The sequence below is a fragment of the uncultured Christiangramia sp. genome (assembly GCF_913046405.1).
Lineage (GTDB): Bacteria > Bacteroidota > Bacteroidia > Flavobacteriales > Flavobacteriaceae > Christiangramia > Christiangramia marina.
Genome location: NZ_CAJWRQ010000005.1, coordinates 1 through 13,484 on the forward strand (window position 1 = coordinate 1; position 13,484 = coordinate 13,484).

Annotated in this window: 11 protein-coding genes and 1 tRNA gene; 10 read left to right on the forward strand and 2 right to left on the reverse strand. The window is 39.6% G+C overall.

Annotated elements, in window-relative coordinates; all coding sequences use genetic code 11:
• Positions 1 to 128 precede the first annotated feature (128 nt).
• Positions 129 to 203, forward strand: a tRNA-Val gene (locus tag QZ620_RS01145).
• 255 nt (positions 204 to 458) lie between these two features.
• On the opposite strand, the gene murF is transcribed toward QZ620_RS01145, so the two are convergent.
• Both murF and gldJ read right to left on the reverse strand, forming a co-directional pair.
• Complete coding sequence (gene murF / locus QZ620_RS01150; protein WP_295178183.1) at positions 459 to 1,769, reverse strand: UDP-N-acetylmuramoyl-tripeptide--D-alanyl-D-alanine ligase; 1,311 nt, start codon at positions 1,767 to 1,769, stop codon at positions 459 to 461.
• A gap of 66 nt (positions 1,770 to 1,835) precedes the next feature.
• Entirely contained in the window at positions 1,836 to 3,530 is a 1,695-nt protein-coding gene (gldJ, locus tag QZ620_RS01155; RefSeq protein ID WP_295178186.1) for a gliding motility lipoprotein GldJ, read from the reverse strand.
• 418 nt (positions 3,531 to 3,948) lie between these two features.
• Between gldJ and porV the strand changes: the two genes are divergently transcribed.
• The 9 genes from porV (at position 3,949) to QZ620_RS01200 (ending at position 13,337) form a co-directional block, all read left to right on the forward strand.
• Positions 3,949 to 5,103: a type IX secretion system outer membrane channel protein PorV gene (gene porV / locus QZ620_RS01160; RefSeq protein WP_295178188.1), complete on the forward strand. Its 1,155-nt coding sequence runs from the start codon at positions 3,949 to 3,951 to the stop codon at positions 5,101 to 5,103.
• A 73-nt stretch (positions 5,104 to 5,176) separates the two neighbouring features.
• On the forward strand, positions 5,177 to 5,659 hold the full coding sequence (cdd, locus tag QZ620_RS01165; RefSeq protein ID WP_295178190.1) for a cytidine deaminase: 483 nt from the start codon (positions 5,177 to 5,179) through the stop codon (positions 5,657 to 5,659).
• Positions 5,660 to 5,770: 111 nt separating this feature from the next.
• Positions 5,771 to 6,772 (forward strand): pyruvate dehydrogenase (acetyl-transferring) E1 component subunit alpha, encoded by a 1,002-nt coding sequence (pdhA, locus tag QZ620_RS01170; protein ID WP_295178191.1) that lies wholly within the window; start codon positions 5,771 to 5,773, stop codon positions 6,770 to 6,772.
• A gap of 3 nt (positions 6,773 to 6,775) precedes the next feature.
• The gene (locus QZ620_RS01175; RefSeq protein WP_295178193.1) at positions 6,776 to 8,500 is read left to right on the forward strand and encodes a pyruvate dehydrogenase complex dihydrolipoamide acetyltransferase; all 1,725 of its coding nucleotides are present in this window, start codon (positions 6,776 to 6,778) and stop codon (positions 8,498 to 8,500) included.
• Positions 8,501 to 8,563: 63 nt separating this feature from the next.
• Complete coding sequence (locus QZ620_RS01180) at positions 8,564 to 9,529, forward strand: M20/M25/M40 family metallo-hydrolase (protein ID WP_295178195.1); 966 nt, start codon at positions 8,564 to 8,566, stop codon at positions 9,527 to 9,529.
• On the forward strand, positions 9,522 to 10,205 hold the full coding sequence (locus tag QZ620_RS01185; protein WP_295178197.1) for an SDR family oxidoreductase: 684 nt from the start codon (positions 9,522 to 9,524) through the stop codon (positions 10,203 to 10,205). Before QZ620_RS01180 ends, QZ620_RS01185 begins: the two co-directional genes overlap by 8 nt.
• Positions 10,206 to 10,208: 3 nt before the next feature.
• Positions 10,209 to 10,808, forward strand: a complete 600-nt coding sequence (locus QZ620_RS01190; protein WP_295178199.1) for a SprT-like domain-containing protein — start codon at positions 10,209 to 10,211, stop codon at positions 10,806 to 10,808.
• A 2-nt stretch (positions 10,809 to 10,810) separates the two neighbouring features.
• On the forward strand, positions 10,811 to 11,902 hold the full coding sequence (locus tag QZ620_RS01195) for a mannose-1-phosphate guanylyltransferase (protein WP_295178200.1): 1,092 nt from the start codon (positions 10,811 to 10,813) through the stop codon (positions 11,900 to 11,902).
• Between the two features lies 1 nt (position 11,903).
• Positions 11,904 to 13,337, forward strand: coding sequence for a DUF389 domain-containing protein (locus QZ620_RS01200; protein WP_295178202.1), 1,434 nt, complete (start codon positions 11,904 to 11,906; stop codon positions 13,335 to 13,337).
• Positions 13,338 to 13,484 lie beyond the last annotated feature (147 nt).

Sequence of the window (13,484 nt, forward strand, 5' to 3'; positions counted from 1 at the left end):
CAGAGCACTTGGTTTACACCCAAGGGGTCAGGGGTTCGAATCCCTTCGCGCCCACTTATTAAAAAGGCTTCCATATTTGGAAGCCTTTTTTTATGCAATGTCTTTTGTTTTTCTATATTTGATATTAAGGGTGATTAGCTCAGTTGGTTCAGAGCACTACCTTGACAGGGTAGGGGTCACTGGTTCGAATCCAGTATCACTCACTATTGAGGTTAAATTTCGTTGAAACTAAAAAAGGTTCCCGAGGGAACCTTTTATTTATATATTTTATTTTACAGCTTTACGAAAGCAAGGTGCTTATCAAAATGATAAGTGCTATGACCGTGACGCCTAAAGCTGATATCAGAATCTTGTATTGTTTCTTTATCATAGTGCGAAACTAACGCGAATTAGCATACAGTCTTAGCTCCTTTCGAATAGATGATGCCGCTTTACGATAGATTACACACTATTTTAGCTTACTTCTTACTGGACTTTTCTGCGGGAATATTTTCCAGCACTCTTTCGAGAGCCATTCCTCTTGAGCCCTTGATCAAAAAATAACAGTTCTTAAAATTCGTTTCTTCCAGGTGATTTTTCAAGGCTTCCATCGACTTGAATTTAAAAGTAAAGCTGCTGGAAGTTTCAGTTAGATTAAAATTATCTCCAAGCAGGTATATCTCGGTCAGATTGCCGTTTTCGGCATCTGTAATGATCGTTTGATGCTCTACCGGTGCAGAACTTCCTAATTCGAACATATCTCCAAGAATGGCTATTTTTTGTTTGTCAGTTTTTAAGCTCGTAAAGTTTTGAAGCGCTGCCTGCATGCTAGTTGGATTTGCATTGTAAGCATCCAGAATAATCGTGTTGCTTCCTGCTTCTATCATCTCAGATCTATTATTATCTGGCGAATATGCGGCAATCGCTTTGTCTATCTCATCAAATGGGACCTTAAAGTAGAGTCCAATACACAAGGCAGCGGCCATATTCCGACCATTAAAATTACCAGTAAGTTTGCTGATGAAGTCGGTTTGGTTATAATGTAAACCGGCGTATTTCTCGCCGTCCAGATATTTTACCTGAACTTCAGATTCAGGATTTTCACCAAATGCAAACGTATGCTTATAGTTCCTGTGCTTTTGTTGTACCTCGTCATCCAGATTCAGGAATATAAGTTTGGTCTCTTCCTGTAGATAATGATACAGTTCTGTCTTCGCTTTTATAACACCTTCAAGACTACCGAATCCTTCCAGGTGGGCTTTACCAAAGTTTGTAATATACCCATAATCTGGATTTGCGATGGTGCATAAAAAGGCAATCTCTAATGGATGGTTCGCACCCATTTCAACGATCCCGAATTCAGTTTGCTGATCCATGGATAGCAAGGTAAGTGGCACTCCGATATGATTATTTAAATTACCGTGCGTAGCAATGGTTTTGAATTTTCTGGAAAGTACTGCGTTGATTAACTCTTTAGTTGTCGTTTTGCCGTTACTTCCAGTAATTGCCAAAATTGGAATGCCTAAATAATTTCTATGGAACAGCGCTAGCTTTTGTAATGATTCAAGTACGTTCTTTACTAATATGTATTGTTCACTGGACTCGGCAACCAATTTATCATCAACAACCACGTAACGTGCGCCCGCAGCAAGCGCATCTGCCGCAAATAGGTTTCCGTCGAAGTTTTCGCCCTTAAGAGCGAAGTACATGGAACCTTGTTTTATTTTTCTGGTATCTGTGTTTGCTCCACTGCATAATAAGAAGCGTTGGTGTAGTCTGGCTGTATTCATGAAATAAATCTATAAAAAAAGCCCTAAACAAGTTAGGGCTTTAAGTTTATTTTATGTTCAGGAAGTCTAGTTGCTTCTTGCGGTTTTATTGTCATTAAGAGACTTCGAACCAACTCTGGACATAGCGTTTCTAAAACCAATATAGTCTGTTGCCATATCCTGCGGGAAATATCTTCTTTGTGCCGGATCCAGCCAGTAAGCACGATCTCTCCAGCTACCACCTTTATATACTCTTACTTCATCGCTAACAAGCGTTGTTCTTTTCTCCGTGTCATATCCTCTTTTAGACAGGGAAGCATCAGAACTACTATCAGCGTAAGTGAAATTGTCATATTTAGGAGAGTTATACATTCTCTTGTTAGGGTCTTCATCATCTTGCTGAAATGCCTGGTAATATCTGCTAGAGCTCTTATCACCATCACGGAAGTTTCTCTGGTCACTATCTGTGAAGTTAGTTCTCATGTAAGTATCCTCTTCGGTAACTGCTACCTGAGCAATTTCACCTGGAAGATTTCTTGCTACCAGTTTCCCGTTACTTAAAGTGTCGTAAACAACATCATCTGTGCCTACTACTTTTACTGAGCCATCTTCATTGATAGCATGTTTGGTGTAAACGTTACCACGGTAGTAGTTAAAATCGTTGAATTCATCATCTACTATAGGTCTGTAAACATCAGCTACCCATTCAGAAACGTTTCCAGCCATATCATACAGGCCAAAATCGTTAGGCTCGTAAGATTTTACTTCAGCAGTAATATCTGCTCCATCATCACTCCATCCGGCAATTCCGCCATAGTCACCATCACCTTGCTTAAAGTTAGCCAACTGATCTCCCATTTTCTTTACATCACCATTTCTGGTGTACTGTCCATCCCATGGATATTTCTTACGTCCACGATAAGTATTATAACTTCTAATTCCTGTAAGGCCCAGTGCAGCATATTCCCATTCTGCTTCAGTTGGAAGTCTGTATTCAGGATAAATTAAACCACTTTCGCGACCTGGGTAAACCTTTTTGATAGGATTTCCTGCTTCATTAGTTTCAGAAAGTCTATCCTGAGATTCGTCTCCACCCTGGCTAATGTCGGTATTACCTCCGTAAGCCTTGCTAGGAGAATGAATATAGGTGTCGGTGTTGAAAGTTGTACCTGCAGCAACATCTGTATATCTTGCACCTTTCTTTATAAAACCTTCTTTTTCAAGATTGCTTTCATTTACACGGTCTGTTCTCCATTTACTGAATTCCACAGCCTGTATCCAGCTAACTCCTACTACCGGGTACTCAGCATATGCCGGGTGACGAAGGTAGTTGGTTACCATAGTCTCATTATATCCTAAACGGTTTCTCCATACAAGGGTATCCGGTAAAGCACCGGTGTAAATGTTTTTGTAATTCTCTTCACTTGGTGGAAAAACTTTTCTTAGCCAATCAAGATATTCAAGATACATTTTATTGGTCACCTCGGTTTCATCCATGTAGAATGACTGCACGTGTTGTTGGGTTGGAGTGTTATTCCAATCGTGCATAGGATCATCGGCAACGCGTCCCATTGTATAGGTTCCTCCTTCTACAAATACAAGACCCGGTGCAGCATCCTGCTCTTTATAATCTGTATTGTATTGAAAGCCACCTTCGTCAGAATTGATATCCCAACCGGTTGCTCTTGAGGTATTTTTGTAATTGTTCGATTTATTACAGCTCAGTAAGCTTACGCCACAAACCACAGCAATTACGGCTTTAAAAGCTACATTCAAATTCATAGTATTCCCTTCTTAAATGATAGAAAATTAGGCTTTGCAATATACTAATTAACGATAAAAGTACAAGATTATTTTGTTAATTCTAAAAGCTCGCTGAAAGCTATAACTGCCTGATATAGATATAGGTAACAATGATTTATAGAAGCTTAGTTACTAGACTGTTAGAATTTCATGATTATCTGGTTTTCAAAACGGAAAGGAAAATGAAAAATTGCAGTTGTATGTATATTTCATTCCCGTAATTTTAATTTATACTCATAAATTGCAATAAATGGTCGTATATTGAGTTATAACTATTTAAGGTTTAGTTATCTCACATAAGCTTCTGATCGACCCCTGTCTAAGGCATTTTAGCTAAATGGTGCTTTCTTAACAGGAATATTACTATATATTTGTTTATCATTCATTCATAAGGAAAATGAAAAAAACTACAATCTTATTGATCGCGACTATCTTTCTTGTCGACTTTTCAATATTTGCACAGGAGGATAGTGGGGATCGTGTGATAACTACGGCTGTTCCCTTTTTGCTTGTAGCGGCAGATGCCAGAGCTGCAGGGATGGGAGACCAGGGAGTCGCTACTTCTCCAGATGTGTTCTCTCAACAATGGAATCCAGCAAAATATGCTTTTGCTAACAGTGAAAATGGAGTTTCTGTTTCTTATACTCCTTACCTCAGTGAAATAGTGAATGATATCTTTCTTGGTAGCTTAAACTATTTCCATAAGATCGATGATAGAAGTGCGGCCGCAGCCTCGCTAAGATATTTCAGCCTTGGTTCTATTGAAACCAGAGAGATCTTCGAGCAGATGCCAATCCTTGTGAATCCTAACGAACTTACTTTTGATATTTCTTATTCCTTAAAGCTAAGTGATTATATTTCCATGGCTGTAGCCGGCCGGTACTTACGATCTGATCTTGGTTTACAGGATAACGAGGATCTTGGACCGGCCTCTACCTTTGGAGTGGATGTAGCCGCATATTATCAGAGTGCCAATCTAACCTTTGGAGGTTTTGACGGGCAATGGAGATTAGGTGCAAACATTGCGAACATTGGACCTAAAATGAAGTATGATGATGCAGGTCAGGAAAACTTCATACCAACCAATTTAAAGCTTGGAGGTGGTTTTGATTTTATTTTTGATGTGGATAATAAATTAGGGACTTACGTAGAATTTAATAAACTTCTGGTTCCAACTCCGCAGGATTTTAATGGTGATGGACAAATATCTGCTGAAGATGATCTTATTTATAACGAAACCAGTTCCATTGGTGGTATTTTCGAATCTTTCGGAGATGCTCCAGATGGTTTTTCAGAAGAATTGAAAGAGGTGACCGTTGCAGTAGGAGCGGAATACTGGTATCAGGAGAAATTTGCTTTGAGAGCAGGTTATTTTAACGAAAGTGATCAAAAAGGTTTTAGAAAATTCTTTGCACTTGGAGCTGGCTTCGCTTATGAATCTGTAGTGATCGATGCTTCATATTTATTCTCGACCTCTACAGTGCCTAGTCCACTGGAAGGAACGCTTAGATTCGGTTTGAGCTATAATTTTGGCGATACTTTCAATAATTAAATAAAACATTTCAAATTATAAACAAATCGGGGATCCTGTGGGTTTCCGATTTTGTTGTCTTTAATAATTACTAATGAAAAAATTAGATATTACTACCAGCCTCGAGGTTTATGATTCTGCGCAGGAGCTTTCCGAAGAATTACAGGATCTTATGAAGCAGGCTGTTGAAGTAAGAGATCAAGCATACGCACCATACTCGAAATTTAAAGTAGGTGCCGCGATTTTACTGGATAACGGTGAGGTTGTTGTTGGGAGCAATCAGGAAAATGCATCCTATCCTTCTGGTCTTTGTGCTGAAAGAACCGCTGTTTATTATGCTGGCGCAAAGTTTCCTGGGTCCAGAATCCTGAAGATCGCAATTACTGCTCGTTCTTTGAACCAGGAAATCACCAAACCGGTACCACCTTGCGGAGCTTGCAGGCAGGCATTGGTAGAATACGAAGTAAAGCAAAAGGAAGCTATCGAGTTATATTTTATGGGTGAAACCGGAGAGGTGATGAAAGCAGCATCGGTTGCCGAGATTCTGCCTTTAGTTTTTGACAGTAATTGTCTATAAGGTTTTCGTAATTTTTTGCTTTAAAACTGTTTTCGTTTCTTGCTGAAAATAGTATTTTTGTTATCCGCTCGGCAAAACCAATCTGTCTGGCCTTTTAAATATAAATTTTAGATGAAGAAAATTACAAAAGCCACATACTTAAAGTGGTACGAGGATATGTTGTTCTGGCGTAAATTTGAAGACAAGCTTGCGCAGGTTTATATTCAACAGAAAGTTAGAGGATTTTTACATTTATATAATGGGCAGGAAGCAATTTTAGCCGGAGCATTGCATGCGATGGATCTTGAGAAAGATCGTATGATCACTGCTTACCGAAATCACGTTCAGCCAATAGGTATGGGTGTGGATCCAAAAAGGGTGATGGCAGAGCTTTACGGTAAGAAGACTGGAACATCTATGGGACTTGGCGGTTCTATGCACATTTTCGCAAAAGAACATAGATTTTACGGGGGTCACGGGATCGTTGGTGGTCAGATTCCACTAGGAGCCGGTTTGGCCTTTGCAGATAAATACCACAAAAGGGATAACGTAACTCTAACTTTCATGGGTGACGGTGCTGTTAGACAGGGTTCTCTTCATGAAACTCTGAATATGGCTGTAAACTGGAACCTTCCAGTTGTATTTTGTGTTGAAAATAACGGATACGCGATGGGAACATCTGTAGCTCGTACTTCTAAAGATACAGAGATCTGGAAGTTAGGTAATGGTTACGAAATGCCATGTGGTCCTGTAGACGCTATGGATCCAGTAAAGGTTGCTGAAGCTTTGGATGAAGCGATCACACGTGCTCGTAAAGGTGACGGTCCAACTTTCCTTGAGTTGAAAACTTACCGATACAGAGGTCACTCTATGAGTGATGCTCAGAAGTACAGAACTAAGGATGAGGTAGCCGATTATCAAAAACTAGATCCAATCACTAAGGTGAAGAAGATCATACAGGATAAAAAATACGCTTCAGATAAAGAGATCAAGGAGATCGATAAGCGAGTAAAGGAAAGAGTGGCAGAGTGTGAGAAATTTGCAGATGAGTCAGATTTCCCAGATAAGAACATCATGTACGATGTTGTTTACGAACAGGAAGATTATCCATTTCTAGCACATAAATTAGATTAAACTATGGCAGAAGTTATCAAAATGCCGCGTTTGAGCGATACCATGGAAGAGGGTACCGTTGCAAAGTGGTTAAAGAAAAAAGGAGATAAAGTAGAAGAGGGAGACATTCTTGCAGAGATCGAGACCGATAAGGCGACGATGGAGTTTGAATCTTTCTATGATGGTACTTTGCTTCATATAGGTGTTGAAGAGGGAGACGGCGCACCAGTTGACGAGCTTCTGGCAATTATTGGAGAAGAAGGGGAAGATATTTCAGACCTTATTGAAGGTGGTGGAAAATCTTCAGATTCTTCGGAAGATAAAGAAGAGGCTAAAGATTCTTCAGATGATGATTCCGAAGAGAAGAAAAATGATAAAAAGGATAAGGAAGAGAGTAAATCTGATTCAGATAACGACTCTTCTGATGATTCTGATTCTTCAGGAGCTATTCCTGAAGGAGTTGAGGTGGTAAAAATGCCACGTCTTAGTGATACAATGGAAGAAGGAACTGTTGCGGCCTGGCTGAAGCAGGAAGGGGATAAAGTAGAAGAAGGCGATATTCTTGCTGAAATCGAAACAGATAAAGCAACGATGGAATTCGAATCTTTCTATGAAGGAACACTTCTAAAGATCGGTATCCAGGAAGGTGAATCTGCGAAAGTTGATAGCTTACTAGCTATTATTGGACCTGAAGGAACAGATGTTTCTGGCATTGATGGTTCTACAGACACTTCAGCCAAGAAGAAATCTTCAGATTCTTCCGAAGAAAAACAAAAAGACGAATCGAAAGATTCAGATAAGGAGGAAAAAGAAGATAAGAAATCGAGTGATTCTTCTTCATCTAACGATGGAAAACGAATTTTTGCTTCCCCTCTGGCTAAGAAAATGGCCGAAGATAAAGGAATCGATCTTGCAGATGTAGATGGTTCCGGAGAGAATGGAAGAATCGTTAAAAAAGATATCGAAAACTTTAAAGGAGCTGAAAAGAAGGAAGCTGTTACAGAAGCAAAATCAGATTCTTCAAAAGAAACTACTGCTTCAGTACAGCCATACACTCCAGCAGGTGAAGAAAGCTATGAGGAGCGTAAAAACTCTCCAATGCGTAAAACGATCGCCAAAAGACTTGGAGAGTCTAAATTTACAGCACCACATTACTATCTTACGATAGAAGTAGACATGGCGAACGCGATGGCTTCACGCAAGCATATCAACGAGATGCCTGATGTTAAGGTGTCTTTCAATGATATGGTGATCAAAGCTTCAGCAATGGCCTTAAGAAAGCACCCGCAGGTGAACAGCCAGTGGACAGGTGACACGATGAAACTTGCCAATCATATCCACATGGGATTTGCAGTTGCAGTCGATGAAGGATTGGTAGTTCCAGTACTTAAGTTTGCTGATCAAATGTCTCTTACTCAAATTGGAGGTAATGTTAAAGACCTTGCCGGGAAAGCTAGAAATAAAAAGATACAACCAGCCGAAATGGAAGGAAGTACTTTTACTGTTTCTAATCTTGGAATGTTTGGGATTGTAGAATTCACAAGTATTATCAATCAGCCAAACTCAGCAATTCTTTCTGTTGGAACGATTGTAGAGAAGCCTGTAGTTAGAAATGGGGAGATCGTAGTTGGTAACACCATGAAACTTACCCTTGCTTGTGACCACCGTACAGTAGATGGAGCAACAGGAGCACAGTTCCTGCAAACTTTAAAAACATATATGGAAAACCCAGTGACAATGCTGGCATAAGTTTAGCCGTCATAACTATATTTGAATCCCGCATAATTGCGGGATTTTTTTATCTTTAACTTTATGAGAAATACAACATATAAAGGTAAAATAGCTGGTTTGACAATGGTAGTTGCAGGATTATTATCCTGTAATGCGCAAACTACTGAGAATGTTATAGACAGTAAAGAGGTTGCAGAGCATCTGGAATACTTAAGTTCAGATGATCTATTGGGCAGAAAGACCGGTACAGCCGGAATTGAAGAGGCCGCCAGCTTTATAGAAAAAGAATTTAAAACCGCCGGAATTAAGCCATATTTTGAAACTTACCGGGATAGTTTTCAGGTTAAAAATATCGATGGATTTAATATTGTAGGATACCTTGAGGGAAGTGACGAAAAGCTCAAAAATGAGTTTATCGTGATAGGAGCTCATTACGACCATATTGGTGAAGGAAAACCGGTGGATGGCGATGCTATAGCGAATGGTGCTAATGATAATGCTGCGGGTACCGTTGCAGTCCTCGCGCTGGCAAAAGAGTTCGCTAAGCTGAAAAATAATAAGAGAAGCATCCTGTTTACTTTATTTTCTGCGGAAGAGATGGGGTTGGTAGGCTCAAAACATCTTGCCAATAAACTAAAATCTGAAGAGCTTGATCTTTATGTCATGTTCAATATTGAAATGATTGGAGTTCCCATGAAAGCCAAAGATTACAAGGCGTATCTCACCGGATTTGAAAAATCTAACCTGGCTGAAAAATTCAATGAATATTCTAATGGTGAGAAGGTGCTTGGATTTTTGCCGCAAGCGCAGCAAATGAGCTTATTCAAACGAAGCGACAACTACCCATTCTATGAAACCTTTGGTGTGCCGTCACAAACTGTTTCTACTTTCGATTTTTCAAATTATAATTACTACCATCACGTAGATGATGAAGCCGAAAAACTTGATCCGGAATTCATGTCTGAGCTCATCAGTGCATTAATCCCAGGACTTACCAAAATGGCAAATTCTGAAGAGAAAGAAATTAAAATGATGGGTGATGAGTAAAATTGTGATTACCGGAACCAGTCGTGGAATTGGATTCGAAATGGTGAAGATCTTTGCAGAACAGGGTCACGAAGTACTGGCACTTTCCAGAAATAATGAACCAGTCAAAAATCTATGCCTTGACCAAGTGAATGCGCTCGCATTCGATATTACCAGTGTTTCTGAGATTGAAAGTGTTGGTAAATGGATCGCTGATAGATGGGACTCTAAAGTTGATATTCTAATAAATAATGCAGGAACACTTTTAAATAAACCTTTTGCTGAGTCTACCATGGAGGATTTTTCAGAAGTATATAAAGTGAATGTGATAGGAGTCGCTGAGCTTACCCGCCAGTTATTGCCATTTATGAACACTGGAGGACATGTTGTTAATGTTAGTAGTATGGGTGGAATACAGGGAAGTATGAAGTTCCCGGGACTTGCTGCTTATAGTTCAAGTAAGGGAGCGCTGATTACACTTACTGAGCTACTTGCTGAAGAATACAAAGAGAATGGTCCAGCCTTCAATGTTCTTGCCTTAGGTGCTGTTCAAACTGAGATGCTTGAAGAAGCTTTTCCTGGTTACGAGGCACCGATTTCTGCGGAAAAAATGGCGAGTTATATAGCCGATTTTAGTCAGAACGGTCAGCAGTTCTACAATGGCAAGATCATGCAGGTTTCTAATAGTACTCCATAATTTATGAGAGAAATTCTTTCAAAATATCTTCCGGCTACTGCTGTGGAACCTATTTCTGAAATGATCAGGTTGCATTCGGTTCATTTGAAGATTGTAAACGAAAGAGTGACCAGGCATGGAGATTACCGGAGAATGCCAGATGGGTCTCAGCAAATTACCATCAATTCTAATTTGAATAAATATAGATTTCTAATTACCACAGTACACGAGATCGCACATCTGGTAGCTTTCGAAAAATATGGAAGAAGTATCAAACCACATGGCCAGGAATGGAAACATTGTTTTAGAAGTTTAATGTTACCTTTCATCAGGCCCGAGGTTTTTCCAGGTTCTTTATTGCCAGTGATAGCAAATCACTTCAGAAACCCTAAAGCTTCAAGTGATACAGATGCACATCTTTCAGTAGCATTGAAAAGCTATGATGCCGAAAATGATAAGAACTATGTTTTTGAGATCCCTTCTGGTAGCATTTTCAGAATTCATAATGGTAAAACCTTCAAGAAAGGGCCTAGAAAAGTAAAAAGATTTGAATGTCTGGAAATTGATACCGGACGTATATATTTGTTTCAGCCTAATGCTGAAGTAGAACTGCTAAAAGTTTAAATATGACTGGAACCAAGAAAGACAATTATTATGCTATCCTTATGGCCGGTGGAGTCGGTTCCAGGTTCTGGCCCGCCAGCAAGAAGTCTTCTCCCAAGCAATTTCTGGACATACTTGCTGTTGGTGAAACTCTATTTCAAACCACTTTTAAAAGACTGTCGAGATTAATTCCCCAGGAAAACATCTACGTGCTTACGAATGAAGATTATGTAGATGTGATTAAGGAACAGATTAGTTCGATCCACGATGATCAAATTGTTGGAGAACCGGCTATGAGAAATACTGCACCCAGCATTTTACTGGGGTCCATGAAGATCTACGATAAAAATCCAGATGCCAGTATTGTGGTTGCTCCAAGTGACCATTGGATTAAGGAAGAGGAGGATTTCATTACAGCTTTGGAAAAGGCCTTTTTAGAGGTTGAAAATAATGATAAGCTTATCACTCTCGGGATTCAGCCTAATAGCCCCAATACTGGTTATGGCTATATAGAGTATGATAAAGATGAAGCTGCTGAGGTTAAACCAGTAATTAAATTTACTGAAAAGCCTGGCGAGAAGAAAGCTCAGGAATTTCTGGATGCAGGGAATTATGCCTGGAACGCGGGTATTTTTATCTGGCGGGCGGAGACGATCATTGCAAATTTCAAGACTCATTTGCGTGAAATGTATGACCTGTTCGCGAAGGCCGAAAAACTCTTGAATACTACGGAAGAAAAAAAATTTATAAAGGAGAACTATCATTTGGCAGCTAATATTTCTATTGATTACGGTATCATGGAAAAGTCGGATAAAGTATATATGATCCCTGCCAGTTTTGACTGGAATGACCTGGGAACCTGGTCATCTGTCCAGTCTGAGCTACCAGCAGATGAAGACGGGAATACCTTAATGAAGGCCCGAGTGCTTTCGAAGGATGCAAGTAATAACATCATCTCTACCTCTGGAAATAAATTGGTAGTGATTCAGGGACTTGATGACTATATAATCGTAGAAGATAAGGACGTGCTTATGATCGTTCCCAAATCCAACGAACAGGGGATTAAAGAATGGCGTAAAACGGTGATGGACAAATTTGGTGTAGAATTAGGTTAAGATGGAAGAAAAACAAGCTCTTAAGGAAGAGCCGAAAGAGAAGGTTTCAGAAAACCTTAGTAAGGATGCGAAGCAAATAAGCAGCCAGGCAAGAAATTTCCTGAGCCGATTGCTGGATATACGTCCGGATACCGATAGAGAATCTACGGTAGAGGCTGTGCAGAAGGATATTTCCTTTAAAGGACACAACGCCTGGATCCTTATTTTCTCCATTTTTGTAGCGTCTATTGGTCTAAACGTAAGTAGCACTGCTGTAGTTATCGGTGCCATGCTTATCTCTCCATTAATGGGTCCTATTGTAGGAATTGGAATGGCGGTAGCTATAAACGATGTGGATACACTCAGACGTTCATTTGTCAACCTGGGAATAATGGTTGGGCTTAGTGTTTTAACTGCCACTGTTTACTTCTTTATCTCACCCGTTAAGAACGAAACACCGGAGCTTGTAGCCAGAACATATCCTACCATACTGGATGTGCTGGTAGCGATTTTTGGTGGTTTAGCGCTAATAGTGGCGAAGACGAAAAGAGGAACCATTGCCAGTGTGATACTTGGAGTTGCGATTGCAACAGCTTTGATGCCACCGCTGTGTACTGTAGGATACGGTATTGCCAATGCTAAATGGGAATATGCTCTTGGAGCATTATATTTATTTTCAATTAATGCCGTATTTATAGCGCTATCTACATTTGTGGTTGCCAAATTACTTGGTTTTCCATTAGTACGTTATGCCAATAGCAAGCGAAGGAAGAGAATCGCGCAGATTGCATCTACTATAGCCATTATCGTAATGATCCCGAGTGTTGTTTTATTTGTTAAGCTTTTAAGAGAGCAGGTTTATCATAGTAAGGCTGAGGAGTTCATTACAAATAACCTAAGATATAACGGAGCTGAAATCATCAAAAATACCAGTGATTTTAAGGATAAGGAAGTTGATATCTATTTTATTGGGAACCCTGTTCCGAATGCCACGATCGAAACCTGGAAGAGCCAGATGAAAGAGATTGAAGCACTGGCAGATGCTGAACTGATAGTCCACCAGGGAGCAGATCAATCACAGGATATGGATATGCTGTCGAGTCAGTTGAGAAGCGGTATTCTTGAAGATCTTTATGTTAAGAATCAGGAAGTGATGGCGAACAAGGATAAAAGAATTGAGCTTCTCGAAAAAGAGTTGTCTAAATATCGCGGAGAAAAATTCAGTTTTACTGAATTGAGTAAGGAAGCTAAGATCAATTATGAAGACATTGAAGAAATAGGCTACTCTAATCTTATGACCACAAATTTCCAGAAGACTGATACGATACCAACTTTTACTGTAACCTGGGATAGAGATTTGCGTGGGGACAAGCTAAAAGTTCAGCAAGATAAATTTGGTCAGTGGATGAAGGTGCGATTAAAGCTGGATACAGTAGCGATCAAGAATGTTCGTTAGTCAAGAGTTTATGAGCACTTAAATATCTGTACTGAGTGAAAGTTCAAAATTTAGACTTATACGACTATAAGAAGTTGTAAACAATTCAGAAAATTGGGAGAATAGGACAGATTTTACTACTGATTTTGATTGGGATAAGTTTTCATG

Excerpts from the sequence above, each read along its gene's own strand:
- murF (WP_295178183.1), bottom strand. The coding sequence starts at position 1,769 with ATGAATACAGCCAGACTACACCAACGCTTCTTATTATGCAGTGGAGCA.
- gldJ (WP_295178186.1), bottom strand. The coding sequence starts at position 3,530 with ATGAATTTGAATGTAGCTTTTAAAGCCGTAATTGCTGTGGTTTGTGGC.
- porV (WP_295178188.1), top strand. The coding sequence starts at position 3,949 with ATGAAAAAAACTACAATCTTATTGATCGCGACTATCTTTCTTGTCGAC.
- cdd (WP_295178190.1), top strand. The coding sequence starts at position 5,177 with ATGAAAAAATTAGATATTACTACCAGCCTCGAGGTTTATGATTCTGCG.
- pdhA (WP_295178191.1), top strand. The coding sequence starts at position 5,771 with ATGAAGAAAATTACAAAAGCCACATACTTAAAGTGGTACGAGGATATG.
- QZ620_RS01175 (WP_295178193.1), top strand. The coding sequence starts at position 6,776 with ATGGCAGAAGTTATCAAAATGCCGCGTTTGAGCGATACCATGGAAGAG.
- QZ620_RS01180 (WP_295178195.1), top strand. The coding sequence starts at position 8,564 with ATGAGAAATACAACATATAAAGGTAAAATAGCTGGTTTGACAATGGTA.
- QZ620_RS01185 (WP_295178197.1), top strand. The coding sequence starts at position 9,522 with ATGAGTAAAATTGTGATTACCGGAACCAGTCGTGGAATTGGATTCGAA.
- QZ620_RS01190 (WP_295178199.1), top strand. The coding sequence starts at position 10,209 with ATGAGAGAAATTCTTTCAAAATATCTTCCGGCTACTGCTGTGGAACCT.
- QZ620_RS01195 (WP_295178200.1), top strand. The coding sequence starts at position 10,811 with ATGACTGGAACCAAGAAAGACAATTATTATGCTATCCTTATGGCCGGT.
- QZ620_RS01200 (WP_295178202.1), top strand. The coding sequence starts at position 11,904 with ATGGAAGAAAAACAAGCTCTTAAGGAAGAGCCGAAAGAGAAGGTTTCA.